Source organism: Croceicoccus sp. BE223, assembly GCF_031457155.1.
GTDB lineage: Bacteria > Pseudomonadota > Alphaproteobacteria > Sphingomonadales > Sphingomonadaceae > Croceicoccus.
In genome coordinates this window covers 173343-198755 of the sequence record NZ_JAVDWB010000006.1, presented here as the reverse complement: position 1 = coordinate 198755, position 25413 = coordinate 173343, and the positions used below count along the sequence as shown (strand labels likewise).

Sequence of the window (25413 nt, the reverse complement as noted above, 5' to 3'; positions counted from 1 at the left end):
ATCGATCTCATTCCGGTCTTGGGGGCCGGTTGGGGACAACGATGCGAAAGGCCGGAACGATGGCTGCGAATCTGAAGATTGTGGACAAGGATAGCAACGTGGATCGGCAAAAGGCGCTCGACGCCGCTCTCGCACAGATCGACCGGGCCTTCGGCAAGGGTTCGGCGATGAAGCTCGGCAGCCGGGAGAAGATTGAGATCGAGGCGATTTCGACCGGCTCGCTCGGCCTCGACATCGCTCTTGGCATCGGTGGCCTGCCGCGCGGTCGCATCGTCGAAATCTACGGCCCGGAAAGCTCGGGCAAGACGACGCTGGCGCTCCACGCCATCGCGGAAGCGCAGAAGGTCGGCGGCACGGCGGCTTTCGTCGACGCCGAACACGCCCTCGATCCGGCCTATGCCAAGAAGCTGGGCGTGGACATCGACGAACTGATCGTCTCGCAGCCGGACACCGGCGAGCAGGCGTTGGAAATCGTCGATACGCTCGTGCGCTCCAATGCCATCGACGTGCTCGTCATCGACTCGGTGGCGGCGCTGGTGCCCCGGGCCGAGATCGAGGGCGAGATGGGCGACAGCCACGTCGGCCTCCAGGCCCGCCTGATGAGTCAGGCGCTGCGCAAGCTGACCGGGTCGATCAACCGTTCGCGCTGCCTGGTGATTTTCATCAACCAGGTCCGCATGAAGATCGGCGTGATGTACGGCAACCCGGAGACGACGACCGGCGGCAACGCGCTCAAGTTCTATGCGTCGGTGCGCCTCGACATCCGGCGCACCGGCCAGATCAAGGACCGCGACGATATTGTCGGCAACGCGACGCGCGTGAAGGTCGTGAAGAACAAGGTTGCGCCGCCGTTCAAGCAGGTCGAGTTCGACATCATGTACGGCGAGGGCGTGTCGAAGATCGGCGAGATTCTCGATCTTGGCGTGAAGGCAGGGCTGGTCGAGAAATCGGGCGCGTGGTTCAGCTACGACTCCGTGCGCATTGGCCAGGGGCGCGAGAACGCGAAGAACTTCCTCAAGGAAAACCCGGAGCTTTGCAGCAAGCTGGAAAACGCCATTCGCGGCAAGACCGACGAGATGGCCGAAGTGATGATGGTCGGCCCTGACGGCGACGAGTGATCGACTGATTCGCCGGATTTCGAGACAAGGCGGGTGCGGCAGGAGCCGCGCCCGCCTTTTGCATGCGGGAAATCGGCATTGGCGATGTCTCCGATCGGGATTATCGGGCACTTCACCGCTTGTGGCTCATGCCGCTCTCGCCTAACTGCGCTGACATGAGCTCGACGAACGAAATCCGCGCCTCCTTCCTCGATTATTTCGGCAAGGCCGGGCATGAAAAGGTCCACTCGGCGCCCCTGGTGCCGTACAACGATCCCACGCTGATGTTCGTGAACGCCGGCATGGTCCCGTTCAAGAACGTGTTCACCGGCTTGGAGACGCGCGATCCGCCTCGGGCAACGTCGTCGCAGAAGTGCGTTCGAGCGGGCGGCAAGCACAACGATCTCGACAATGTCGGTTACACCGCTCGGCACCACACGTTCTTCGAGATGCTGGGCAACTTCTCGTTCGGCGACTACTTCAAGGAACAGGCGATCGAGCATGCCTGGACGCTCCTGACCAAGGAGTGGGGCATACCCGCCGACAAGCTGACGACGACGGTCTATCACACCGACGACGAGGCTTTCGCTCTCTGGAAGAAGATCGCGGGTCTTCCCGATCATCGGATCATCCGAATCCCGACGTCCGACAATTTCTGGTCGATGGGCGATACCGGTCCGTGCGGTCCGTGCAGCGAAATCTTCTACGATCATGGCGAGCATATCCCCGGCGGCCCTCCGGGCTCCCCGGACGAGGATGGCGATCGTTTCATCGAGATCTGGAACCTCGTCTTCATGCAGTTCGAGCAGAAGGGAGACGGTTCGCGCGACCCGCTGCCGAAGCCGTCGATCGACACCGGCATGGGGCTCGAGCGGATTGCCGCAGTCATGCAGGGCGTGCACGACAACTACGACATCGACACGTTCAAGGCGCTGATCGCCGCCTCGGAAAGCCTGACGGGTGTGAAGGCCGAGGGTGCCAGCAAAGCCAGCCATCGGGTCATCGCCGACCATCTGCGCTCGACCAGCTTCCTCCTCGCCGACGGTGTGTTGCCGTCTAATGAAGGGCGCGGCTACGTCCTTCGCCGGATCATGCGCCGCGCGATGCGCCATGCCCATCTGCTCGGCGCAAGCGAGCCGCTCATGCACAGGCTCGTGCCCTCGCTCGTGACCGAGATGGGGCAGGCCTATCCCGAATTGTCGCGTGCCCAGGCGCTCATCACCGAAGTGCTCGAGCGCGAGGAGACGCGCTTTCGCCAGACGCTCGACAAGGGCCTGCGCCTGCTCGATGAAGCGACCGACGGTATGGAGAGCGGCGCCGAGCTGCCCGGCGAGACTGCGTTCCGCCTCTACGACACCTTCGGCTTCCCCTATGACCTGACCGAAGACGCCCTCCGCTCACGCGGGATCGGCGTCGATCGCGCCGGCTTCGACGCGGCGATGGCGCAGCAGAAGGCCGCCGCCCGCGCGGCCTGGAAGGGAAGCGGCGACGCGGCATCCGGCGAAATCTGGTTCGACATTGCCGAGCGCGAGGGCGCGACCGAATTCACCGGCTACACCTCGACCGAGGGCGAGGGCCGGGTCGTCGCCCTGCTGGTCGACGGTGCGGAGGTGGAAACGGCCTCGGCTGGACAGGATGTCGTCGTCCTGACCAACCAGACCCCCTTTTACGGCGAAAGCGGCGGGCAGAGCGGCGATTCGGGAACGATCAAGGCCGGCGACCTGTCGATCGCCGTGTCCGACACCTCCAAGCCGCTCGGACGCCTCCACGCGCACCACGGACGGATCGAGAGCGGCTCGATTGCCGTGGGCGAGAGCGTCCATCTTGTCGTCGATACGGCCCGGCGGGATGCGATCCGGGCCAACCATTCGGCTACCCACCTGCTGCACGCGGCGCTGCGGCACCGCCTCGGCGGTCACGTGACGCAGAAGGGCTCGCTGGTCGCGGCCGATCGCCTTCGCTTCGACTTCTCGCATCCCAAGGCGCTCACCGACGAGGATATCCGCGCCATCGAGGCGGAGGTGAATGCCCAGATCCGCGGCAACGAGGCCGTCACCACCCGGTTGATGAGCCCCAAAGACGCGATAGAGGCCGGCGCCATGGCGCTGTTCGGCGAAAAGTACGGCGATGAGGTGCGCGTTCTTTCCATGGGACGCGGGGATGCCAACGCCTATTCGGTGGAACTGTGCGGCGGCACCCACGTCAACGCGCTGGGGGACATTGCGGTTTTCCGCATCGTTTCCGAAAGCGCGGTGTCATCGGGCGTGCGCCGGATCGAGGCGCTGACCGGCGAAGCGGCACGAGAATGGCTGGTCGGGCGCGAAGATGCGCTGAAGGCCATCGCCTCGGCCATGAAGGCCGCACCCGACGAGGTCACCGGCCGCGTGATCGCGCTGATCGACGAGCGCAAGCGATTGGAACGCGAGCTGGCCGAAACCAAGAAGGCCCTGGCGCTGGCCGGGGCTTCGGGTGGCAGCGCGCCGGCACCGGCAGACCAAAGCGTCGGCGGCGTCGCATTTTCGGGCCAGGTCCTGGACGGGATGGATCCCAAGGAACTGCGCGGCCTGCTCGACGCGGCGAAGAAGCGGCTCGGATCGGGCATTGCGGCGATCGTCGCGGTGAACGACGGTCGCGCTGCCTTCGCCGTGGCTGTCACCGACGACCTGACCGAACGGTTCAGTGCGGTCGATCTGGTGCGCAAGGGGGTCGAAGTGCTGGGCGGCAAGGGCGGCGGTGGTCGTGCCGACATGGCCCAGGGCGGCGGACCCGATGGCGGCAAGGCGGCCGACGCGATCTCAGCGGTGCGCGAAGTGCTGGCGCAGGAAGCCGTCGCGGGCTGATCACTTCGGCGCCGGGCGCCTGACGATCAGGCGCTTCCGGTGCCAGGTGGCTGGGTCACGCGATCGGCCAGGCTGGTCTTCAGCTTGGGCTTCTGCTTCAGCTCGCCCTCGCGCATGATCTGTTCGCGGAATTCGTCTCGCTTTTCGTGGATTGAGGCGATGACCGGTCCCATCGGCACGCCGACGTTGACCAGCGCCGATTCCGAAAGCTGCAGCGAGCTTTCCAGTGTTTCCGGCACCGCTTCGGTGGCGCCGGCGCGGTAGAGTTCGGCGGCGTGTCCGGAATCCCGGGCGCGGGCGATGATCGGCGTGTCGGGATAGCTTGCCCGCAACTTGCGCAGAAGCCGGGCGGCCAGCACCGGTTCGTCCATCGTCAGGATGATCGCGCTGGCCCCGGCAAGGTCGATCCGTTCGAGCGCCGGTCCGCGCGCGTCGGCAAAAAGCAGCGGATGCTTCTTGCGCCGGGCGAGATCGACCAGTTCCGGATCGGAATCGATCGCGAGAAACGGCCGGTTGTGCCGCATCATCATGTCCGCCACGAGCTGGCCGACCCGGCCGTATCCCAGGATGATCGCGCGCCCCATCGAAGCGTCGCTTTCGGTTTCCTCCCCCACATGGCCAGGCGCGACATCGACGCGGCGGCCGATGTTGCGGCCGACGAGGGCGAGGATGGGCGTGATCGTCAGGCCGATGGCAGTGACGATCTGCCAGAACTGCGCGGTCTGGGGCTGGATCAACTGAGCCGAGGCGGCGGCCGACAGGACGATCAGCGTGGTTTCGGACGGGCTTGCCATCATGATCCCCGTTTCGACCGCCGTGCCGCGCCGTGCGCCCATCATGCGCAGCAGCACGCCGGTGACGAGCGCCTTGACCAGCAGGACGCCGGTGACCGCGACGGCGATTGGCCAGGCGTTGGCGATGATGACGCCGAGATCGACGCCCATGCCCACCGTGATGAGGAAGATGCCGAGCGCCAGCCCCTTGAACGGCGCGGTGATGCCCTCGACCTCGGTGTGGTACTCGGTCTCGGCGATGAGAAGGCCGGCGAGCAGCGCGCCGACGATCGGCGACAGACCGACGGCCGCCGTCGCCAGCGAGGCGACGATCACCACCAGCAGGCTGGCGGCCAAAAAGAGTTCGGGGCTTTTCGTGCGCGCCGCCTGGCCGAACAGCCGGGGCAGCAGGAAGCGGCCCGCGATCATCAGGACGATGACGGTGACGGCGCCGGTCCAGATCGTGCGCCAGAGACCTTCCGATCCCTCGACCGCGGCATAGGGTGCCATCGCGCCGAGGAGGAAGATGATCGGGACGATGGCGATGTCCTCGAACAGGAGCATCGACAGCGCCGCCTTGCCTACCGGGCTGCGCGTGCCGGAAATCGGCAGGACCAGCGCGGTCGAGGACAAGGCCAGTGCGAGGCCGAGGCCCAGCGCCCCGGACCAGTACTGGCCCATCGTCATCAAGACGAAGGCGATGACCACGGCGCTGATCGAAAGCTCCATCGCGCCGAGGCCGAACACCATTCGCCGCAGCTGCCACAGGCGGTTGAACGAGAGTTCGAGACCGATCGTGAACAGCAGCAGAATGATGCCGAATTCGGCGAAGGGCTCCAGTCCCTGGGGGTCGGTAATGGTGACGTATTGCAGCCACGGATAATCGAAGACGAGCCGGCCGAGGCCGAATGGTCCGACCAGCATGCCAACGAGGATGAAGCCGATGATCGGGGTGATGCGGAACCGGGCGAAGACCGGGATCACGATTCCCGCCGCGCCCAAGATCACCAGCGCATCGGACAGGACAGGTGAAAAATGCAGTTCGCTCGCCATCGCGAACAGGCCTAGGGTGCAATGGGCGTGTTGGCCAGAGCGGGAGCGGGGCTATGGGCGATATCCTGATCGTGGCTGGCGGGCCTGCGGGGCTTGTCGCCGGGCTGCTGTTCGCCCGGGCTGTCCTGCGCACGCGGGTGCTGGTGCGCGGGGCATGGAGGCCGGGCTGGATCCCGATCAGGGGCTTCGGCGGGTGCAGGCTCGCCGCGAAGGACCGGTCAAGCTTGTCCAGGCCGCCCAGCGGATGGTGCAGGACCGCCTGATCGTGCCGGCGATCAAGGGGGAGGTGACGCGCGCGCTCGCGGCACTCGAGCTGCTCAACGACGTGCCAATGGTTCCGCCGGATACCCGGCAGGCTCATCGGCCTTTTCGTGCGACGCGAAAGGGTTCGCTCTCCGCAGGTCCGCTAACCGCGCACGAAAACGGCCGGCCGGGACCATACCCGACCGGCCGCCCGCGAAGTCATGCCCGTTCGGCGTCAGAGTAGGGCTTCGATCTCGTCCATCGTCCTGGAAAAATTGGCCACGAAGTCGCGATAGACGTCGGGCTTGGTCATATCGAGCCCGGCTTTTCTCTTGAGAATGTCGATCGGATAGTCGGAGCCGCCGGCCTTCAGCACGTCGATCATCATCTTCTGCTCCTTCTTGCCGCCGTTCAGGATCTTTTCGGCGAACCAGGTGCCTGCGGAGATCGAGGTCGCGTACTGGAACACATAGAAGCTGTCCGAGCGGAAGAAGTGGCTGATGAACGACCACTCGTGGCGCACGTTGTCGGGCAGGATCATCTTCGGGCCGTGGTAGCGGCGCAGGATGTCGTAGTAGATCTCGGCGAACTTCTCGCCCGACAGGCCTTCGCCAGCCTCGGCCAGTTCGTGCGCCTTCAATTCGAATTCCGCGAACTGCGTCTGGCGGAAGAAGGTGCCGCGCGCCGCCTCGAGCTGGGTGCCGAGGTAGAACAGCTTCTCCTGCTTCGTCTTCGCGCGCTGCTGCATGTAGTGGCTGAGGAACACTTCGTTCACGGTCGAGGCAATCTCGGCGATGAAGGTCGCGTAGTCGGCCGTTTCGTAAGGGTTGTTGGCCTTGGCCAGCAGCGTGTGGATCGCATGGCCCCATTCGTGCGCGTAAGTGGACATGGACTCGTAGTCCTCGCCCAGGTTCAGCAGCAGGTACGGGTGAACGTCGTAGGCGCCGCCCTGCATGTAGGCGCCCGAATCCTTGCCCAGGCGCGGCAGCGGGTCCATCCACTTCTTCGTCGTGGCGTCGGTCAGGAGCGAGATGTATTCCGGGCCGAACGGCTTGAGCGCCTCGATCGTCAGCGCCCGCATCTGGGTGAGATTGAACTTGCGGTCCATCGTCACCAGCGGCGGATAGATGTCGTAGTAGCCGATGTCGGGCAGGCCCATGATGCGGCGGCGCAATTCGAAGTAGCGGTGAAGCTGGGGCAGGCCCTTGTTCACTTCGTCGACCAGCGTGCGGTAGACACCTTCGGGCAGGTTCGGCCCGTCGAGCGCCCAGGCCAGGGTGTTGGGATAGTTGCGGGCCTTGGCCTTGAACACGTCACCCTTGAGCTTGGAGGCGTAGGCCGCGCCGAGCGAGTTGCTGAATCCGCCATAGGCGTCCCAGAATTTCTGGAAAATCAGCTTGCGATCCTCGCGATTGGCGGCATCGCGGTTGAGCGAGTAGCCCTGATCGTCGAGGCGGACGTCCTCGCCGGTGGAAAGCGTCACCGTCGGCCAGGGAATGTCGGAGGCAGTGAGCTGGCTGCGAATGTCCTGCGGTCCGCCCAGCGGCGCGCTGGCGCTGGCCAGCAGCCCTTCGCCCTGCGTGTCGAGCGTGTGCGGCGCGGCGCGCAGCGTGTTCTCGAGCGCGAAGGCGAAGCGGTCCTTCAGCACCTTGTTCTGCGCGATATAGCCGCGAACCGTATCGGAGCCGAGAGCGAGCACCTCTGGCGCGGACCAGGCGGTCGCCTCGCCCAGCGCGGTGTAGAGATCCGAAGCCTGGCTGACGCGTTCTTGGTTCTTCGCGACGCGCACGTCGGCGTCGGCGTTGAGGTGCGCATAGATGTAGACCCGGCCCACTTCCTTGCCGACGTCCGACATGTCGACGAGCGCCTTCGCCATGGCGTCCGCGCCGTCCTTGTAAGTCCCCTTGTAGGCGGCGAGGCGGGGCAGTGCGGCCAGCTGCGCCTTGCGCGCCTCGTCCCATGCGTCCCAGCTCGGATACAGCTCGGAAAGATCCCACTCGCCCGCGCCAGTGTCCGCGGCGAGCGTGGCTTGCGCAAGGGCCGGAGCCGCGCTGGCAAAGGGCAGGAAGGCGCTCATCGCCAGCAGGTTCCGGCGGTTGGTTTCAAGCATATGACAGTCCCGGTCCGCGCCCGCGCCGAGGGACGGGGGCAATGATTGGTTGCTAGCGTAACCATAGGGGATGACAATAGCCTGAATTGCCCGCCGGTCGGGCGATATATGTCGTTTGTCGATTGGCGGTGGCCCAGCACCACGCGTCTTACCCGCCGCCCAGCGTTCTGGTGCCGAGCGGCTTGGTCGTCGTGTCGTCGGGCTTGACCGCGACTGCCGGCGGCTTGCCGACCTGGTCGTCCCATTCGATCCGGTAGAGGTCGAAGCGCCGGTCGGCGAGGTTGCGGACCGTCCCTTCGGCGCGTGCCCACGACAGGTCGGCTAGGTTCACGTCGCTGATCGTCAGCGTTTCGACGTTCTCGCTCGCCTCTGCCGCGATGCCGTCGCGCGCGAAGGGGAAGTCGCACGGGGTGAGGATGCACGACTGGGCATACTGGATGTCCATGTTGCCGACGTTCGGCAAGTTGCCGCAATTTCCGCTCATCACCACGAAGCACTGGTTTTCGATCGCGCGGGCCTGTGCGCAATAGCGCACGCGCATGTAGCCCTGCCGGCTGTCGGTGCAAAAGGGGACGAAGATGATCCGCGCCCCTTCGTCGACCAGGCGGCGGGCGAGTTCGGGGAATTCGCTGTCATAACAGATCAGCACGCCGATCGGTCCGCAGTCGGTCTGGATGGCGTCGATCGAATCGCCGCCCTTGATGTTCCACCAATAGTCCTCGTTCGGCGTGGGGTGGATCTTCTCCTGCTCGTGGATCGAACCGTCGCGCAGGCAGACATAGGCGACGTTGTGGATGTCGCCGTCCTCCATCCGCGTCGGATGCGAACCGCCGATGATGTTGATGTTGTATTCCAGCGCCATCTTGGACAGCGCCTTCTTGATCCTGGGCGTATAGGCGGACAGCGCCTCGATCGCTTCCTGGCTGCTCAGCTCCTGGTCGGCGAAGGAGAGCAGGGGAAGCGTGAACAGTTCGGGAAAGAGGATGAAGTCCGCCTCGTAATCGGCTGCGACATCGACGAAATATTCGATGCCCTTCATGAATTCGTCGTAGCTCTTCACCGCCCGCGCCTGCAGCTGGCAAGTGGCGATCCGCACGCTTTCCACGTCGCGCGGCACGCGGTGCTTGTTCGGCTTGTCGTGATCGACGTAGGGGTTGCGCCAGACGAGGTGCGCCGCGAACGACTTCGATTTCTTGTCCTCGGGCAGGTAGCCCTTCAGCACGCCGATGGGTTCGAACCCGTTGGCAAGCTGGAAACGCAGGACCGGGTCGTGGATTTTCCCCTCGATCACCTTGTCGATGTAGTCCTGCGGCCCGTCCACCCGGCGCCAGTGGCGCGAGAGGTTGGGCAAGCGGCCGCCGAACGCGATGCCGCTCAGGTCCAGCCGCTCGGCCAGCGCACGGCGTTCCTCGTAGAGACGCCGCCCGATGCGGGTGCCGCGCACCTTGGGGTCGACGCACATCTCGTAGCCGTAGAGCCATTCGCCGTTGGGCTTGTGGCGGCTGCCGAAGCCGTTGCCGGTGATCTCGTCCCAGGTGTGCTGGCGCAGCGCGAGGTTGGCCGGCACCCGCATCGACGCGCAGTAGCCGACCAGCTTGCCGTCCAGCTTGGCGACGAAGCAGCCCTCCGGGTAATTGTTCAGCTGGCCGCGGATCTCGCCGAAGGTGTAGGGTGGAAGATCGACATAGACCCGCCGGATCAGCGCGGCGATAGCGGAGACATCGCGGGGCTCGGCCTGGCGAACCTCGAGGCGGGCTTTGCTGCTTTGTTCGGTCATCGCAGCCACATCTAGTGCCCCGAACCGCGATAGGAAGGGCAAAGCCCGCGCGCTGGGCAAAAGAAAGCCCTCCGCCCGCGAACGGGGGAGGGCCGACTTTCTTTCGGATAACCGTCCGAGGCTTACGCCGCGGCGGCCATTTCCTTCTCGAGACCTTCGACGATGGCTTCGAAGAACTGCTCGGTCGTCATCCAGTCCTGCGACGGGCCGATCAGCAGCGCGAGGTCCTTGGTCATCTTGCCGTCCTCGACAGCCTTGATGCAGACCCGCTCCAGCGTTTCGGCGAACTTTACCACCTCGGGCGTGTTGTCGAACTTGCCGCGGTACATCAGGCCGCGCGTCCACGCGAAGATCGAGGCGATCGGGTTGGTCGAGGTCGCCTTGCCCTGCTGGTGCTGGCGATAGTGGCGGGTGACAGTGCCGTGGGCGGCCTCGGCTTCCACCGTCTTGCCGTCGGGCGCCATCAGGACCGAGGTCATCAGGCCCAGCGAGCCATATCCTTGCGCGACGGTGTCGGACTGGACGTCGCCGTCGTAGTTCTTGCAGGCCCAGACGAACTTGCCCGACCACTTGAGCGCCGAGGCGACCATGTCGTCGATCAGGCGGTGCTCGTAGTGGATGCCGGCTTCCTTGAACTTCTCGGCGAAGCCCTCGGTGTTGAACACCTCTTCGAACAGGTCCTTGAAGCGACCGTCATAGGCCTTCATGATCGTGTTCTTGGTCGACAGGTAGACCGGCCACTTCAGGCCCAGTCCGTAGTTGAACGAGGCGCGGGCGAAGTCGCGGATCGAATCGTCGAGGTTGTACATCGCCATGGCGACGCCCGGGCTCGGGAACTTGAAGACCTCCAGGTCGAGGTCGCCCTGGCCATCCTCGCTGTCGAAGACGAGGCGCAAGGTGCCCTTGCCGGGGATCAGCGTGTCGGTGGCGCGATACTGGTCGCCGAAGGCGTGGCGGCCGACGACGATCGGGTCGGTCCAGCCCGGAACGAGCCGGGGAACGTTGTCGATGACGATCGGCTCGCGGAAGACGACTCCGCCCAGGATGTTGCGGATCGTGCCGTTGGGCGACTTCCACATCTTCTTCAGGCTGAATTCCTCGACGCGGGCTTCGTCCGGCGTGATCGTCGCGCACTTCACGCCGACGCCGTACTGCTTGATGGCGTTGGCCGAATCGATGGTCACCTGGTCGTCGGTCGCATCGCGGTTTTCAACCGAAAGGTCGTAGTACTTCAGGTCGATGTCGAGGTAGGGCAGGATCAGGCGTTCGCGAATCCATTGCCAGATGATGCGGGTCATCTCGTCGCCGTCGATCTCGACGACCGGGTTCGCTACCTTGATCTTCTGCATGGACTGTTTCTCTCGGCTGACAGGAAGGGAGAAGCGCGCCGCCGGGGCGCGCCGCAGGTTCGCCGCGCCTCTAGGCAAAGACGAGGGCCAGCGCAAGGGCGGGGCGGGTATCCTCGCGCATGCGAATTGCCGGCGCGAAGGGGCGCATGGTATCTCAGCGAACGGGGGAAACCGCGGCGATGGTGGGCGTAGCAAGGATTGAACTTGCGACCCCTACGATGTCAACATAGTGCTCTACCACTGAGCTATACGCCCACACCATCGGCGGTCCCGCGCGGTGCCGAATGGCTTTGCCGCGGGGCAGGGGGGTGCCAATAGCGGCGAGTTCGGAGGCGTTCAAGCCCGATTGCGCGCCGCTGGCAAAAAAATCGTCATGCCGCCGGGAAGGCCGGAAACGACGACTAGAGGTTCGCGTTCAGCATCCCGCCGTCGAACATGCGCTCCACCTCCAGCACCAGGTCGCGCAAGTGGAACGGCTTCGACAGGACCTTGGCCTGCGGCGCCTCGCGGCTGGCCTTCATGGTGACCGCGGCAAACCCGGTGATGAACATCACCTTGGTCGTCGGCGAAACCTGGGCGCAGCGCTGGGCCAGTTCGATGCCGTCCATTTCCGGCATCACGATGTCGGAGAGCAAGAGGTCGAAATGCTGGTCGGTCAGCAACGGCAGGGCGTGGGTGCCGCGGTCGACGGCGACGACTTCGTAGCCGGCATTTTCCAGCGCGCGCGTCAGGTACGTGCGCATCGAATCTTCGTCTTCGGCCAGCAGGATGCGAATCATGGTATCCTCAATAATCGCGGCCTTGCGGGGCCGGAAAGCGGTGCGGCGGGGGCTGTGCAAAGATCGCCTCGGCAACCACGCCAGCCCCGACCGCCCCGCCGTCGTCCCCCGGCGAACGGTGCGAAGCCCACACTATAACACTTTTTGTGCATGATCGGTTGAATTTAGCCGCTGTGCACCTTTGGAACAGGCGCGCACGGAGGGCGCGGCATTGACGCACGCCGCGCGCCGGTCCAGCAATCATGACGATGAACCCAGCAGAGCCAGGACCAGACGATCCCGACACCACCGGCGCCCGGTCGGGGTTGACGATGCTGGCGGCGGGGGGATCGATCCCGGGGTTAGCCCGTCCGGCCTATACCCTGCATGCCCCTGAAGTGCCGCTGACGCCGGTGCTGATCGCGGTGCCGCATGCGGGCCGCGCCTACGCGCCCGATCTGATGCAGCGCCTGCGCCATGCAGACGATACGCCGCGCCGGCTCGAGGACCGTTTCGTCGACGTGCTGGCCCGCGAAGTGGCGGTGCGATGCGGTGCGGCATTGCTGCTCGCGCAGGCGCCGCGAGCGATGATCGATCTCAATCGCGACCCGCGCGATCTCGACCTCGGCATGTTTTCGGGGTCCGAGGAGGAGAAGGCGGCGATGCGGCGGGGCATGCCCCGCGGCGGGGCGCAATCCGCGCGGGCGATGCGCGGACTGGGGCTGTTTCCGCGTCGGCTTTCGGGGATCGGCGAATTGTGGCGCGGCCCGATGCGACCGGTCGAAGCCTCGCATCGGATCGCGGCGATCCATGCGCCGTACCACGATGCGCTGGCGGCGCAGCTCGACGCCATTCGCGAGCGGTGGGGCGGGGCCTTGCTGGTCGATTTCCATTCGATGCCCGACCTGCCGCAGGGCGGGGGCACGCATGTCCCCGCAACCCACGTGCTGGGCGACCGTTTTGGCGCAAGCTGCGGGCGCGACGTGGTGGCGGCTGGTCTGGCCAGGCTCGATGCTGCGGGGGTGCAAGGCGCCTACAACCGTCCCTACGCGGGCGGCTACGTGCTCGAACGGCATGGCGCCCCGAGAGCCGGAGTGCACGCCGTGCAGATCGAGATCGCCCGGAGCCTTTATCTCGACGATGCGCTCGATCGACCGGGGGCGGGAATCGGGCGGCAGGCGACGATCATGGCGCAGGTTGTCGGCGCGATGGCGGACGTCGTCGCCTTGTCCGGGACCGCCTGGCCCCAGGCTGCTGAATAAGGCCCGAGGGGCGCAGCGATCGTCCGGCCAGCAAGGGGCGATAAAAAACCACCCCGTGCGTACACGGGGTGGTCAAGGTTCAGGGAGGTTGACGCACAGAATGCGTCATTCCGGAAGGGCCATGAGGGAAGCCGCGACCGGATGACCATGAAATAGAGGAGAATGCGCTCTGTTGCAAGAGTGCATCACGCAAGATTTATTTTATTTTATCCCCGGTACTGACGGAACAAGGGCTGCCTTCGTACAAGACAGCCCATGTTGCCAACGGGTTAGGGCTGTTCCGCCGATCAGGCGTTGGCGGTCGCCTTCTGGCCCGGCGCCTTGCCCATCGCGGCTTGGCGCGAAAAGATGTCGCGCATCAGGCTGAGCGAAAACAGGTGCGCGAAGACGAGAGGCAGCAGGCCCGACTGGTTCCACGACCGCAGCTGGTCGCCGCGAACGTCACGCAGCTTGTCCTGGTTGACCATCTGGAAGCCGCGATAGACGTAGGGCTGCTCGTTCTCGCGCGTGATCGAGACTTCGCCGTCCATAAGCAGATCGGCCTTCTTAAGCTCGTCAATGAACGCTTTCGTCTTCATGCCGGCCTGTTCGAAGTTCTCGTTGAAACGCAGGATGTTCTGGGTCGCTTCGGTCGGCTGGGCATCGTCGCCGAACAGGCGCTCGCCGTCCTCGAACTCGCCCACCAGGCCGCTCGACGCATCGAAGCAGAGCGAGAGCTGGTCGCTGTCGGGCGACAGCTTGGCAAGGAGGAACGGGTAGCGGCGCACATAGGCCGGAACGTAGCACTCGGTCGTCATGCCGCCTTCGGCATCGAAGAAGGTGTTGACCCCTTCGTTCAGGCCCATCAGCGCCAGCGGCACCGGGTTCGTGCCCGAGGAGAATACGATCGGGAAGAAGCGCTGCGCCATCGGGAATTCTTCGACGGTAATCGGCACGGCATGCTCGTTCGCCAGCCACAGCGCCTTGTCCGTCGGCTTGGCGCGGAAGTTGGCGTGCTGGTTGCTGTTGAGCGGAACGAGCGTCTTGTAGAAAAGCGGCAGATTGTCGTTCGGCGCGCTGGCCATGTTCTCTCTCCGGACAGGAAGTTTCGCAAAGGGATGAGGCCGCCCCGGGCGGCAATCGGGCGCGGTTTAGGGACTTAGCTGCAGCCGCGCAAGGCGCGCGGGCGCAGCTTGCCAACCTATCGGCGGATTTTCAGCGGGCCGGGCTCAGACCAGCTTGCCGGGATTGAGCAGGCCCGCCGGGTCGAGCGCCTGCTTCACCGCCGCCATCACCGCCAGCGCGGCGGGATCGTGCGTGTCGCGCAGCGTCTGCAGCTTGTCCTGCCCGATGCCGTGCTCGGCGCTGATCGAACCGCCCCATTCGGTGACGAGGGCATAGACGAAGGCGCTGATCGGCTTGCCCGTGGCCTGCTCCCACTCGACCCGCTCGGTTCCCGCCGGGGCGATGACGTGGAGATGGACGTTGCCGTCGCCAAGGTGGCCGAAGGCGACGATTTCGTGGCCGGGCCAGCGGGCCGCCACTGCCGCTTCGACGGCGTCGATGAAGTCGGGCATCCGTTCGACCGGGACCGAGATGTCGTGCTGCATCGCCGGGCCGCGCGCGCGTTCTGCCGGGGCGATGTTCTCGCGAAGTTGCCAGAACGCCTCTGCCTGCGTCTCGCTGGCCGCGATGACCGCGTCGTCGCACAGCCTTTCCTCGAAAGCCTGGGCAAGGAGATCCTCGACCTCGTCGCCCAGTCTGGCGGCGCCCTGGCGGTCCGCATCGAATTCCATCAGGGCGTACCAGGGGTGGCTTTCGCCAAGCGGGTCGCGCGCATCCGGCATGTGGTCCAGCACCGCTTCGAGCGACTGGCGCGGCATGATCTCGAACCCTTCGAGCGCGGCGGGCATCGCTCTCTGGCAAAAGACCAGCAAGGCGCGCGCGCGGTTGGCCGACTGGAGGCCGGCGATCACCACGCGCCGCTCCGCGATCGCCGGTGACAGGCGGACGACGACCCTGGTGACGATGCCGAGCGTTCCCTCGCTGCCGATGAAGATCTGCTTGAGATCGAAGCCGCGATTGTCCTTCACCAGGTTCGAGGTGAGATCGAGGACCTGACCGTCGGCCAGCACGGTCTCCAGCCCTGCGATGAGGTTGCGCATCATGCCGTGGCGCAGGACTTGCGTGCCGCCCGCGTTGGTCGAGACCAGCCCGCCCATCGTCGCCGAACCCTTGCCGCCCAGCGACAGGGGAAAGCGCAGGCCCCGGGCCTCGGCCGCTTCATGGAGGACCTGCAGGATCGCGCCCGCGCCGCAAGTCGCGGTCATCGCCTCTGCATCGATCACGATCTCGTTCATCCGGCGCGTGGAAAGAAGCAGTGCCGTCCCGCTGGCGTCGGGCACGGCGCCCCCGACCATGCCCGAATTGCCCCCCTGCGCCACGATGGGCACGCCGTTTTCGGCGCAAAGGCGAACGATGGCGGCAAGTTCGCCCGCATCGGCGGGCTGGGCGAGCGCCCGCGCCTTGCCGTGATACCGGCCGCGCCAGTCGGTCAGCCACGGCTCGATGTCTTCGTCCTGGGTGAGGAGCCCGCGCGCGCCGAGGATGGCGCGCGCCGCATCGAGAAACGCAGCGCCGCGCGTGGCGGCGTCGATCGTGTCGCTGGTCGTCGTCATGGGGCGCTTCTAATCCGCCCGCGCGCGTTTGTCTTGGCCTGTCATGCACCGACGAAGGGGCCGATGGTGCATGCCGGTTAAGGGCCCATTCAAGGCCTCGGCGGCATCACGGCTCGCGTCCTACGGAAAGGCGACGGGCGCAGTCCGTTTGCGGGACAGGCGACAACTTCGACTTGCGGAGCGCGGGCCTATTACCTTACCGCTCGCATCCTTCATGCTGGAGCAGGGAATTGGGTTTGGGCATCGGTGCGACGTGGCTTGTGCCGCTGGCCCTGGCTGGGGCGAGCGCCGATTTGCCGGCAGAGCCGTTGCAGCCCCTGCCGGTGGAAATCGACCTGTCCATCGACCAGATCCAGCATCAGGCGACCGTGCGCCAGCGCGTGATGATCCGCATTACCCCGCTCAGCCGTTCTTCCCCGCCACCGGTATCCGTACCCGTGCCGACGCACCGGCCCCGTGCCGAAGGCGAAGACATGGGGCAATGCATTCCCCTCGCCAACGTCGCGGGCGTAAAGCTGGGGCAGGGGCGCAACCTGCTGCTGATCCTGCGCAACCGCCGCGTGATCTCCGCATTGCTCGACCGGACCTGCCAGGTCAGCAGCTTCTATTCGGGTTTCTACGTGGAACGGCCCGCCGACGGCATGCTCTGTGCCGGGCGAGAGGCGCTCCATGCGCGGTCGGGCGCGGACTGCCAGTTCGGATCGTTCCGCGACGTCACGCCGCCCAGGGACTGAACCGCGTTCGTTCGTTGCCGCCGGACTTGACTTTTCGCGCTCCATGCGCATAGCGACCGCAAGGGTTTTTGCCGCATGGCGGCATGCTGACCGGTCGGACCCTGCCCGGTATCGCCAGCGCACTTGCGCAGGCTGCATCGGGCACTGCCCGCCACTACGATTTTTCCGATCTGTTTCTTTAACGATGTTCCGGCCCTTCTGCCGGGAAGCCCATATGGGATGATTGCATGAATTTCGCCGATCTCGGCCTTTCTGAAGAACTTCTCAAATCGGTCGAGGCGGCCGGTTACTCCGAACCGACCGCGATCCAGGCACAGGCGATCCCGAGCGTGCTGATGATGCGCGACATCATCGGCATCGCCCAGACCGGCACCGGCAAGACCGCCAGCTTCGTGCTGCCGATGATCGACATCCTGGCCCACGGGCGTCGCCGTGCGCGCATGCCGCGTTCGCTGATTCTCGAACCGACGCGCGAACTCGCCGCGCAGGTCGCCGAGAATTTCGAGAAGTACGGCACCAACCACGATCTCAAGATGGCGCTGCTGATCGGCGGCGTGCAGATGGGCGACCAGGTCAAGGCGCTGGACGAAGGCGTCGACGTGCTGATCGCCACGCCGGGCCGATTGATGGACCTTTTCGAGCGGGGCAAGATCCTGCTGACGGGCTGCGACCTTCTGGTCATCGACGAGGCGGACCGCATGCTCGACATGGGCTTCATCCCCGATATCGAGACGATCTGCACCAAGCTTCCGGCCCAGCGCCAGACCCTTCTGTTCAGCGCGACGATGCCGCCGCCGATCAAGAAGCTGGCCGACAAGTTCCTGTCGAACCCCAAGAACATCGAGGTCAGCCGCGCGGCGTCGACCAACAAGGACATCGAGCAGTTCAAGGTCGAGGTGAACGCCCGCAAGAAGCGCGAGGCGCTGCGCCACATCCTGGAAACCGACAACGTAAACACCGCCATCGTCTTCGCCAACCGCAAGACCACGGTTCGGGAACTGAACCAGAGCCTGCAGCGCCACGGCTTCCGCACCGGCGAGATCCATGGCGACATGGACCAGTCGGCGCGCCTCGCCGAGCTCGCGCTGTTCAAGGAAGGCAAGATCAACATCCTGTGCGCCAGCGACGTCGCCGCCCGCGGGCTGGACATCAAGGGCGTGAGCCACGTCGTCAATTTCGACTGTCCGTGGCACCCCGACGACTACGTGCACCGCATCGGCCGCACGGGCCGGGCCGGGGCGAAAGGCCGTGCCTTCACCCTGATCGCCCCCGAGGATGCCGAGGCGCTGTCCAACGTCGAGAAGCTGACCGGCAACAAGCTGCCGAAGTTCGAGATGACGGCAGGGGCGGGCGCGTCCGATGGCGACGAGGCCGACGCCCGTCCTGCCCGCTCGCGCAAGCGCGCCGAACCCAAGGACGAGGGCGTGGCCGCCAAGCCGCGCAGCCGCCGCCGCGACGACGAGCCGAGCGGCGCGGAGCCGAGCGAGGACAGCGCTCTCCGTGAGCCCCGCGCGGAACCGCGCAGGCAGCCCCGTCGCGCCGAGCCGCGCAAGGCCGAGAGCGCTCGCGACGATCATCGTCGTCACTATCACGACAGCGAACCGGTCGCTCCCGGCGTCTGGAACGGCCCTGTGCCCGACTTCCTCGCCCATTCGGCAGTGGTCTGACACGCAAATCGAAAGGCCCGGCCGGATCGCTCCGCCGGGCCTTCTTGCATTTCCGGGCTCTCAGGCCGGTTTTACGAAACTGTCGATGACCCGCTTGGTCGAGCCGCTGTCGAACGCGATCTCGAGCTTGTTGCCTTCCTGCCCCAGCACGGCGCCGTATCCGAACTTGTCGTGGAAGACGCGGTCGCCCACGGCGATGTCGCTGCGCGCCTTGGCCGCGAAGCTTGCGGCGCTGCGCCGCGCTTCGGGGATGCGCCTGGGCGAAGGATCATAGTCCGCGGCGGCGGCGCGTTGCCAACCGGGGCCGCGGGTCATCGTGCGCGCGGGCTGAGCGGCGGCGACATGCGCGAAGGGATCGGAATGTTCGCTCCACTGCGCGCGCCACAGCGATGCGCCGCCGGTCATCGTCGTCTCGCTGTCGACGAGTTCGGCCGGAAGCTCGGACACGAAGCGCGACGGGATGGAACTGGTCCACTGGCCGTAAATGCGCCGGTTCGCAGCATGGAGGATGGTGCATTCGCGCCGCGCACGGGTGATCGCGACATAGGCGAGGCGGCGCTCCTCCTCGAGGCTGCGAAGGCCGCCCTCGTCGATCGCACGCTGCGAAGGGAAGACGCCTTCCTCCCATCCGGGCAGGAAGACATGGTCGAATTCCAGGCCCTTGGCCGCGTGCATGGTCATGATCGTCAGCGTGTCGTCGGCATCGGCGTTCTCGTTGTCCATGACGAGGCTGACATGCTCGAGAAACTCGCCGAGCGTCTCGTAATCCTCCATCGCGCGGGCCAGTTCCGAGAGGTTTTCCAGCCGCCCGGCCGCCTCGGCGCTCTTTTCCGCCTGCAGCATCGCGGTGTAGCCGCTTTCGTCGAGAACGGTGCGTGCCAGTTCCGCCGGGCTCAGCATCTGCGCCAGTTCGCGCCAGCGTGCAAAATCGCGCATCAGGGCGATGAAGGCGTTGCGCGCCCGTGCGGGAAGTTCGTCGGTATCGCAGAGGTCGATGGTTGCGGCGGCCAGCGGCAGGCCCTGGCGACGAGCGTGGACATGGACCTTTTCCAGCGTCTTGGCGCCAAGCCCGCGCTTGGGCTGGTTGTAGATCCGCTCGAAAGCGAGGTCGTCCGCCGGCTGGGCAATTACGCGCAGATAGGCCAGCGCATCGCGGATCTCCGCGCGTTCGTAGAAGCGGAAGCCGCCGACGATCTTGTAGGGCAGGCCGATCTGGATGAAGCGGTCCTCGAACTCGCGGGTCTGGAACTGCGCGCGCACGAGGATCGCGGCGTGCGACAGCTTGATACCGCGACGGGTCAGCTTCTCCGCCTCGTCACCGATGCGCCGGGCTTCCTCCGGGCCGTCCCACACACCCACCACGCGTATCCTCTCGCCAGCGGGAATCTCCGTCCATAAGGTCTTGCCCAGCCGTTCGCTGTTGGCATTGATCAGGCCCGATGCGGCGGCGAGGATTTCGGGGGTGGAACGATAGTTCTGTTCCAGCCGGATGACCTTCGCGCCGGGGAAATCCTTTTCGAAACGCAGGATGTTGGCGACTTCGGCGCCTCGCCAAGAATAGATCGACTGGTCGTCGTCGCCAACCACGCAGATGTTGTGGCGCGGCTGGGCAAGCAGGCGCAGCCACAGATACTGGACCGAGTTGGTGTCCTGGTACTCGTCCACCATGATGTACTTGAAACGCTGCCGGTAGCTTTCCAGCACGTCCTTCTCGCGGCGGAAGATGTTGACCATGTGCAGCAGCAGATCGCCGAAGTCGCAGGCGTTGAGCGCCTTCAACCGATTCTGATAAAGTCCGTAGAAATGCGCGCCCTTGCCGTTGGCATAGGCTTCGTTTTCCACGGCATCGAGATCGGCGGGATTCAGTCCGCGGTTCTTCCAGCGATCGATCAGGCCGGCCAGTTGCCGCGCGGGCCAGCGTTTTTCATCCAGGTTTTCCGCCTGGATCAATTGCTTGAGCAGTCGCAGCTGGTCGTCCGTGTCGACGATGGTGTAGTTCGATTGCAGACCGACGATCTCGGCATGGCGGCGCAGCATCTTGGCCGCGACGGCATGGAACGTGCCCAGCCAAGGCATCCCCTCCACAGCAGGGCCGATCATCCGGCCCACCCGTTCGCGCATTTCGCGAGCGGCCTTGTTGGTGAAGGTGACGCAGAGGATCTCGCTCGGCCAAGCGCGTTTGGTTGCGACGAGATGTGCCAGGCGTGCGGTGAGCGCTGCCGTCTTGCCCGTTCCCGCCCCGGCCAGCATCAGCACCGGCCCTTCTGTCGTCATCACCGCTTCGCGTTGCGGCGGATTCAGCCCGAAAAGCCATGGTTCCTGCGGGTTTGCCGCAGGCGCGGCTATCGCCGACGAGGTGGGGGATTCAGGATCGATCACCCGCGAACAGTTAGGGAACGCGCGCCGCGCGCGCAAGGGCGGACAGGCGCTGCCTTTGGAACGAATCCGGCGTGGCAGGCGTAGAATCGGTCAAACACCCAATTGGATTTCAGGAGTAATTCGATGAAGACCCTTTTGAAGGCCGGTGCCGCCATGTTGCTGGGCACCGCCGCGATCGCCGCCCCTACGCTGACTTCGGCGCAGACCAGCACGACGGTCAATTCGGTCAACGACAAGCGGGGCTACGACGCCCTCGACGCTGCGCAAAAGGCCGAATATGACGCTTGGCCGGCTTCGTACCAGACAGTCTATACCGGCTGGCCGGCCGAGTATCAGAGCGAATTCTGGACCTATCCGGTCGATTACCGCACGGCGTACTGGGGCTGGCCCGCTGATTACCAGACCGCATACTGGGCATGGCCGGTCGATTATCGGACCTCTTACTGGACTTGGCCCAATAACTACCAGTCCTATTACTGGGCGCTGACGCCCGAACAGCAGACCGCCTGGTGGGCGCTGACCCCCGAACAGCGTGGTCAGATCGTCGCGATGACGCCGGAGCAGCAGATGGCGGCCTGGTCGTCGATCAACGAGCAGATCGCCGTGAAGCAGGCGGCAGAAACCAGGACGGTCATGACGCCGAGTCCCGCGGCGCAGCCGGCCCCGGCGGCGCGCACCGGTGAATATCCGGTCTGCGGCGGCGCGATCCAGGACAGCTGCATCAATCCGCGGGAGGCGGGCAAGAACTATGGCAACCGTCCGCTCGATTACTGGCCGGGCAAGCCCGCCAGCGAGATGTAAGGACGAAAGGCAAACCGCCGCGGAGAGTGCGATCGCCGCGGACGCGTTGGGGGCGGTTCGGATTTCGGTCCGGCCGCCCCGTTCGCGTTGTTACCTTCGTTTAATCCCCGTCCTGTAACCGGGTTGCCAATCGGCCCGCTCTGCGGCCTAATCCGTGTCACCGGGAAACAAGGGGATATCTTGATGAAACGAACACTCGCACCCGCCATCGCGCTGGGCCTTTCGCTCATGATCGCCGCGCCTGCATGGGCGGATGACGGCGTGAAGTCCGAAGTCGTCGAACGAGACGCAAAGGGCCATGCCACGAAGGTCAAGGTTGGAGAGACGATCTACGCGGTCTGCACACCCGAATCGCAGGATGGTTGCATCAACCCGCGCGAAGCCGGGCTCAATTTCGGCAGCACGCCGCTCGATCACTGGCCGGGCGCACCCGCCAGCGGCCTGACCGCGGCGGAAAAGATGCGCACCGCGGAGCAGAACGAGGCGGCGCGGGCGAAGCTGGAAGCCGCAGCGCAGCCCCCGGAACAGCAGAGCGCTGAATAGAACGCGATCAATCGGCGGCAGGGCGCAGCAGATGGAGCCGCGCCTTGCCGCTGTCGCGCGTTGCCTCGATCGTGAAGCCCTTGACCGCGACGTCCTCGCCTTTGGCCGTCTCGATGCTCACCCATGTCGAGGACGCGATCCAGCCGAGGCGGTTCAGCTTGTCGAGCGCGACCGGCCCGGCACCCGTGCCATAGGGCGGATCCATGAAAACGATGTCCGGCTGCGACTTCGCCGGACCCAGGCCCATGACAGACGCGGCGCGCACGTCGCACTTCGCCTGGGCGTCGAACGCCGCGATGTTGGCGCGCAGCGTCCGAACCGCGGCCGCGTCCTGCTCCACGAAAAGCGCTTGCGCCGCGCCGCGTGACAGCGCCTCCAGCCCCAGCGCGCCCGATCCGGCGAAAAGGTCGGCGACGGAAAGACCTTCGAACGAACCGATCCGGCTGACCAGCATCGAGAACAGCGTCTCGCGCGTGCGGTCCGCGGTTGGCCGGGTGGTGTCGCCATCGGGCGCGGCGACGCGCCGGCCGCGCCATTCGCCGGCGATTATCCGCATGCCGCCGGGCTTTCCGGCGCCCTTCGTGCCCCTGGCCATCAGGTCTTTGGCGCTTTCATCAAGGCTTTGCGGAAGCGCTCGACCTCCTGTTGCGGCACTTCGTAGACGGCGCCGCGCTGCAAGTCGCCCAGCCCGAACGGGCCGTAGCCGGTCCGCAGCAGGCGGCTGACTTGCAGTCCGAGATGCTCGAGCACGTTGCGCACTTCGCGGTTCTTGCCCTCGGTCAGGGTCAGCTCGATCCAGTTCTGCAGCCCGTTGCGGCGTTCGAGGTTCGCCTCGATCTGGCCGTAGTGGATGCCGTCGACGGTGACACCTTCGAACAGCGCCTCGAGGTCGTTCTGGCCGATCTTGCCCATCGCCTTGGCGCGATAGGTGCGCGGCACGCCCGAGGAGGGCAGTTCCAGTGCCCGCTTCAGCTCTCCGTCGTTGGTCAGCAGCAGCAGCCCTTCGGTGTTGAAATCGAGCCTGCCCACCGGCATGACCCGCGGCGCTCCGGCCGGCAGGGCGTTGCGCAGCGCGGTGTAGATCGTCGGCCGCCCTTTCGGATCGCGCTCCGCCGTTAACAGCCCGGCGGGCTTGTGGAACAGGAACAGGCGGGTGCGTTCGGGCGCCGCGACCGGCTGTCCGTCGACGGTCACGCCGTTGAGCGAGGTGAGCACCGTGGCGGGTGTCGTCAGCACTTCGCCGTTCAGCGCGACGCGACCATCCTCGATCATGCGCTCCACCTCGCGGCGGCTGGCGATGCCGGCGCGGGCCAGCAGCTTGGCGATGCGGTCGCCATCGCGCTTCGGCAGATCGGCCGAGGGCGGCGTCGGGCCTTTGGCCGCGCCTCCCGCGGGCTTGCGGCGGAAAGGGGGGCGCTTGCCGGGACGGCGGTCCTCTGGGGCGGGTGGTTTGCGGGGCGGCTTGTTCACGCCAGCGCCATGCGCCATCGGCTCTTTCAAGACAAGGACACGATTTGCGAGCCTCAGGCGAGTTAACCGGGGACAGGCGGGGCCTGCGATTGCAAGTCCTTGTCCGGGCACTACTCTCCGCCGCAACGGCAATCACGGGTGAAGCGGATGACCAGCACGATCAACGAGGCGGAAAGCAACCCCGACGCCGAAACCCCGGCCGTCGCCGCCCCGCGTGCGCAAAAGCCGGGCCTGCGCAAGTTGCTGGCATCGCTCGGCAATCGCAAGACCGCCTACATGCTGCTGTTCGGCTTTGCCTCCGGCCTGCCCTATACCCTGCTGCTTTCGACGCTCTACGCCTGGATGAGCGATGCCGAGGTCGACCTTGAAACGATGGGCGTCTTCTCGCTTATCGGGCTGGCCTTCGCGTTCAAGTTCCTGTGGTCGCCGCTGCTCGACCGGATCGACATTCCGGGTCTCAGGCGGCTCGGCCATCGCAAGCAGTGGATCGTCAGCGCGCAGGCGCTGCTGGCGGTGATTCTGGTCATGGTGTCGCAGCTCGATCCCTCCGGCGCGATCGGCGCGCTTTCGCTGCTGGCGGGCATCGGCGCCTTCGCCAGCGCAACGCAGGACGTCGTGATGGACGCCTGGCGCGTCGATGTCGCGGACGAGGTGGCGACCATCGACATCCTCTCCACCGTCTACCAGTTCGGCTGGCGCTCGGCGGTGCTTGTCGGCGGCGCGCTGGCGCTCTTCATGGCGGAACGGACGAGCTGGCCTGTCGTCTACGCCCTACTGGGCGGGGTCATGGCGCTTGTCGGCTTCGCCAGCATCTTCGCGCCCGAGCCAGCGCAGACGACGGCCTCGCTGACCGCCGACGACGATGCCCTGCGCGGCTTGCGCGATCCCGGCCAGCTTTCGCCGCGCATTCGCGGCTGGGCGCTGGCGATCGTCGGCATGCTCTGGGCCTGGGCGCTGGTGACGGTGGGCGTCTTCATGGTCCGGTCGCTGTCCAGCGATACGGCCTCGCGCCCCGATTCGGTGGACTTCATCCAGAACATGGGCCCGGTGATCGTCATCGCCACGGTCATCGTGCCGGTGATCATCGCGGCGGTGCTCGAAAACTGGCGGCGCAAGGGGCGCCATGTCCTGGCACAGACCGCGCCGCGTTCGGGCGGCCTCGACAGTTTCGTCGACCAGGGATACCGCGCGCTGATCCTGCCGCTGACCGAATTCGTCGGGCGGCTGGGCTGGGCGGTCATCATCGTGCTGACGCTGGTGCTGTTCTATCGCTTCACCGACACGGTGTGGGGCAGCTTCGCCTATCCATTCTACCTCGGCGAACTGCAGTATTCGAAGGACGAGGTGGCCATCGCCTCCAAGTTCTTCGGCGTCGGCGCACTGATGCTGGGCATTGCGCTCGGGGGCACGCTGTTCAGTTTCATCGGGCGGATGCCGGTCTTGCTGCTGGGCGCGCTCACCGCGGCCCTGTCGAACCTGCTCTATGCCGATCTTGCCTTGGGCGGCGCGACGATGGAGGCGGTGGCGCGCTTCACCGGCTTCGGTGCGCTGGTCGAATCGTTCGGCGGCGACTTGCGGCTGGCCAAGCTGATGGTCGCCATCGCGGGCGAGAACCTCGCCGGCGGCCTCGCCGGGGCGGCGCTGGTCGCCTACTTGTCGTCGATCACGGCCAAGGGGTATTCCGCCGTCCAATATGCGCTGTTGTCGTCGCTGACGTTCCTGATCGGCACGCTGGGCCGCGGCGCGCTGGGGCAGATGATCGACGAGCAGGGCTACTACCCGGTCTTCATCCTGACGACGCTGCTCGGCTTCGTCGCGGTGGTGTTCTGTGTGATCGAATGGGTGCGCCAGTTCCGGCTGGGCGCGCGGGCCGGGGTGACGGCGGTGAACGGCTAGGCGG

The 25413-nt window shown here is 65.8% G+C and carries 19 protein-coding genes and 1 tRNA gene; 9 read left to right on the top strand and 11 right to left on the bottom strand.

The features are described from left to right. Positions 1 to 59: 59 nt before the first annotated feature. Both recA and alaS read left to right on the top strand, forming a co-directional pair. Entirely contained in the window at positions 60 to 1118 is a 1059-nt protein-coding gene (recA, locus tag J2X37_RS13305; RefSeq protein WP_310022083.1) for a recombinase RecA, read from the top strand. A 155-nt stretch (positions 1119 to 1273) separates the two neighbouring features. Next, positions 1274 to 3937: an alanine--tRNA ligase gene (gene alaS / locus J2X37_RS13300; RefSeq protein ID WP_310022081.1), complete on the top strand. Its 2664-nt coding sequence runs from the start codon at positions 1274 to 1276 to the stop codon at positions 3935 to 3937. A gap of 26 nt (positions 3938 to 3963) precedes the next feature. On the opposite strand, the gene J2X37_RS13295 is transcribed toward alaS, so the two are convergent. Then, on the bottom strand, positions 3964 to 5763 hold the full coding sequence (locus tag J2X37_RS13295; RefSeq protein WP_310022079.1) for a cation:proton antiporter: 1800 nt from the start codon (positions 5761 to 5763) through the stop codon (positions 3964 to 3966). 154 nt (positions 5764 to 5917) lie between these two features. Between J2X37_RS13295 and J2X37_RS13290 the strand changes: the two genes are divergently transcribed. Next, a complete protein-coding gene (locus J2X37_RS13290; protein WP_310022077.1) occupies positions 5918 to 6250 on the top strand; it encodes a hypothetical protein in 333 nt (110 codons plus the stop codon). Here the strand turns inward: J2X37_RS13290 and J2X37_RS13285 are convergent. From J2X37_RS13285 to cpdR, 5 genes are all read right to left on the bottom strand, one after another. Further along, on the bottom strand, positions 6242 to 8116 hold the full coding sequence (locus tag J2X37_RS13285; protein WP_310022074.1) for a M3 family oligoendopeptidase: 1875 nt from the start codon (positions 8114 to 8116) through the stop codon (positions 6242 to 6244). The genes J2X37_RS13290 and J2X37_RS13285 overlap by 9 nt on opposite strands. 148 nt (positions 8117 to 8264) lie before the next feature. Beyond that, the gene (locus J2X37_RS13280; protein ID WP_310022072.1) at positions 8265 to 9893 is read right to left on the bottom strand and encodes a GNAT family N-acetyltransferase; all 1629 of its coding nucleotides are present in this window, start codon (positions 9891 to 9893) and stop codon (positions 8265 to 8267) included. Between the two features lie 122 nt (positions 9894 to 10015). Then, a complete protein-coding gene (locus J2X37_RS13275) occupies positions 10016 to 11242 on the bottom strand; it encodes an NADP-dependent isocitrate dehydrogenase (RefSeq protein WP_310022069.1) in 1227 nt (408 codons plus the stop codon). Positions 11243 to 11422: 180 nt separating this feature from the next. Beyond that, positions 11423 to 11497: transfer RNA gene (locus J2X37_RS13270), tRNA-Val, on the bottom strand. Between the two features lie 146 nt (positions 11498 to 11643). Next, positions 11644 to 12021: a cell cycle two-component system response regulator CpdR gene (gene cpdR, locus J2X37_RS13265; RefSeq protein WP_310022067.1), complete on the bottom strand. Its 378-nt coding sequence runs from the start codon at positions 12019 to 12021 to the stop codon at positions 11644 to 11646. A 248-nt stretch (positions 12022 to 12269) separates the two neighbouring features. Here cpdR and J2X37_RS13260 point away from each other — a divergent pair, with 248 nt between their 5' ends. Then, complete coding sequence (locus tag J2X37_RS13260) at positions 12270 to 13262, top strand: N-formylglutamate amidohydrolase (protein ID WP_310022065.1); 993 nt, start codon at positions 12270 to 12272, stop codon at positions 13260 to 13262. A 287-nt stretch (positions 13263 to 13549) separates the two neighbouring features. On the opposite strand, the gene J2X37_RS13255 is transcribed toward J2X37_RS13260, so the two are convergent. Further along, positions 13550 to 14326 (bottom strand): SapC family protein, encoded by a 777-nt coding sequence (locus J2X37_RS13255; RefSeq protein WP_310022063.1) that lies wholly within the window; start codon positions 14324 to 14326, stop codon positions 13550 to 13552. Between the two features lie 144 nt (positions 14327 to 14470). Next, positions 14471 to 15919 (bottom strand): FAD-binding oxidoreductase, encoded by a 1449-nt coding sequence (locus J2X37_RS13250; protein WP_310022060.1) that lies wholly within the window; start codon positions 15917 to 15919, stop codon positions 14471 to 14473. A gap of 230 nt (positions 15920 to 16149) precedes the next feature. Between J2X37_RS13250 and J2X37_RS13245 the strand changes: the two genes are divergently transcribed. Together J2X37_RS13245 and J2X37_RS13240 are read left to right on the top strand one after the other, a co-directional pair. Then, a complete protein-coding gene (locus tag J2X37_RS13245) occupies positions 16150 to 16653 on the top strand; it encodes a hypothetical protein (RefSeq protein ID WP_310022058.1) in 504 nt (167 codons plus the stop codon). Between the two features lie 227 nt (positions 16654 to 16880). Further along, complete coding sequence (locus tag J2X37_RS13240; RefSeq protein WP_310022056.1) at positions 16881 to 18320, top strand: DEAD/DEAH box helicase; 1440 nt, start codon at positions 16881 to 16883, stop codon at positions 18318 to 18320. Between the two features lie 60 nt (positions 18321 to 18380). Here J2X37_RS13240 and J2X37_RS13235 read toward each other — a convergent pair whose 3' ends face one another. Continuing rightward, positions 18381 to 20666: a UvrD-helicase domain-containing protein gene (locus tag J2X37_RS13235; protein ID WP_310022285.1), complete on the bottom strand. Its 2286-nt coding sequence runs from the start codon at positions 20664 to 20666 to the stop codon at positions 18381 to 18383. Positions 20667 to 20822: 156 nt separating this feature from the next. On the opposite strand from J2X37_RS13235, the gene J2X37_RS13230 reads away from it, so the two are divergent. After that, positions 20823 to 21500 carry a hypothetical protein gene (locus J2X37_RS13230; protein ID WP_310022054.1) on the top strand — a complete coding sequence of 226 codons (678 nt, stop codon included), beginning with the start codon at positions 20823 to 20825 and terminating at the stop codon, positions 21498 to 21500. Between the two features lie 183 nt (positions 21501 to 21683). Then, the gene (locus J2X37_RS13225) at positions 21684 to 22043 is read left to right on the top strand and encodes a hypothetical protein (RefSeq protein WP_310022052.1); all 360 of its coding nucleotides are present in this window, start codon (positions 21684 to 21686) and stop codon (positions 22041 to 22043) included. Between the two features lie 7 nt (positions 22044 to 22050). On the opposite strand, the gene rsmD is transcribed toward J2X37_RS13225, so the two are convergent. Both rsmD and J2X37_RS13215 read right to left on the bottom strand, forming a co-directional pair. Next, complete coding sequence (rsmD, locus tag J2X37_RS13220) at positions 22051 to 22599, bottom strand: 16S rRNA (guanine(966)-N(2))-methyltransferase RsmD (RefSeq protein WP_310022049.1); 549 nt, start codon at positions 22597 to 22599, stop codon at positions 22051 to 22053. Positions 22600 to 22637: 38 nt separating this feature from the next. Continuing rightward, a complete protein-coding gene (locus J2X37_RS13215; protein ID WP_404979623.1) occupies positions 22638 to 23531 on the bottom strand; it encodes a pseudouridine synthase in 894 nt (297 codons plus the stop codon). A gap of 129 nt (positions 23532 to 23660) precedes the next feature. Between J2X37_RS13215 and J2X37_RS13210 the strand changes: the two genes are divergently transcribed. Further along, a complete protein-coding gene (locus tag J2X37_RS13210; protein WP_310022047.1) occupies positions 23661 to 25409 on the top strand; it encodes an AmpG family muropeptide MFS transporter in 1749 nt (582 codons plus the stop codon). The last annotated feature ends 4 nt before the right edge of the window (positions 25410 to 25413 follow it).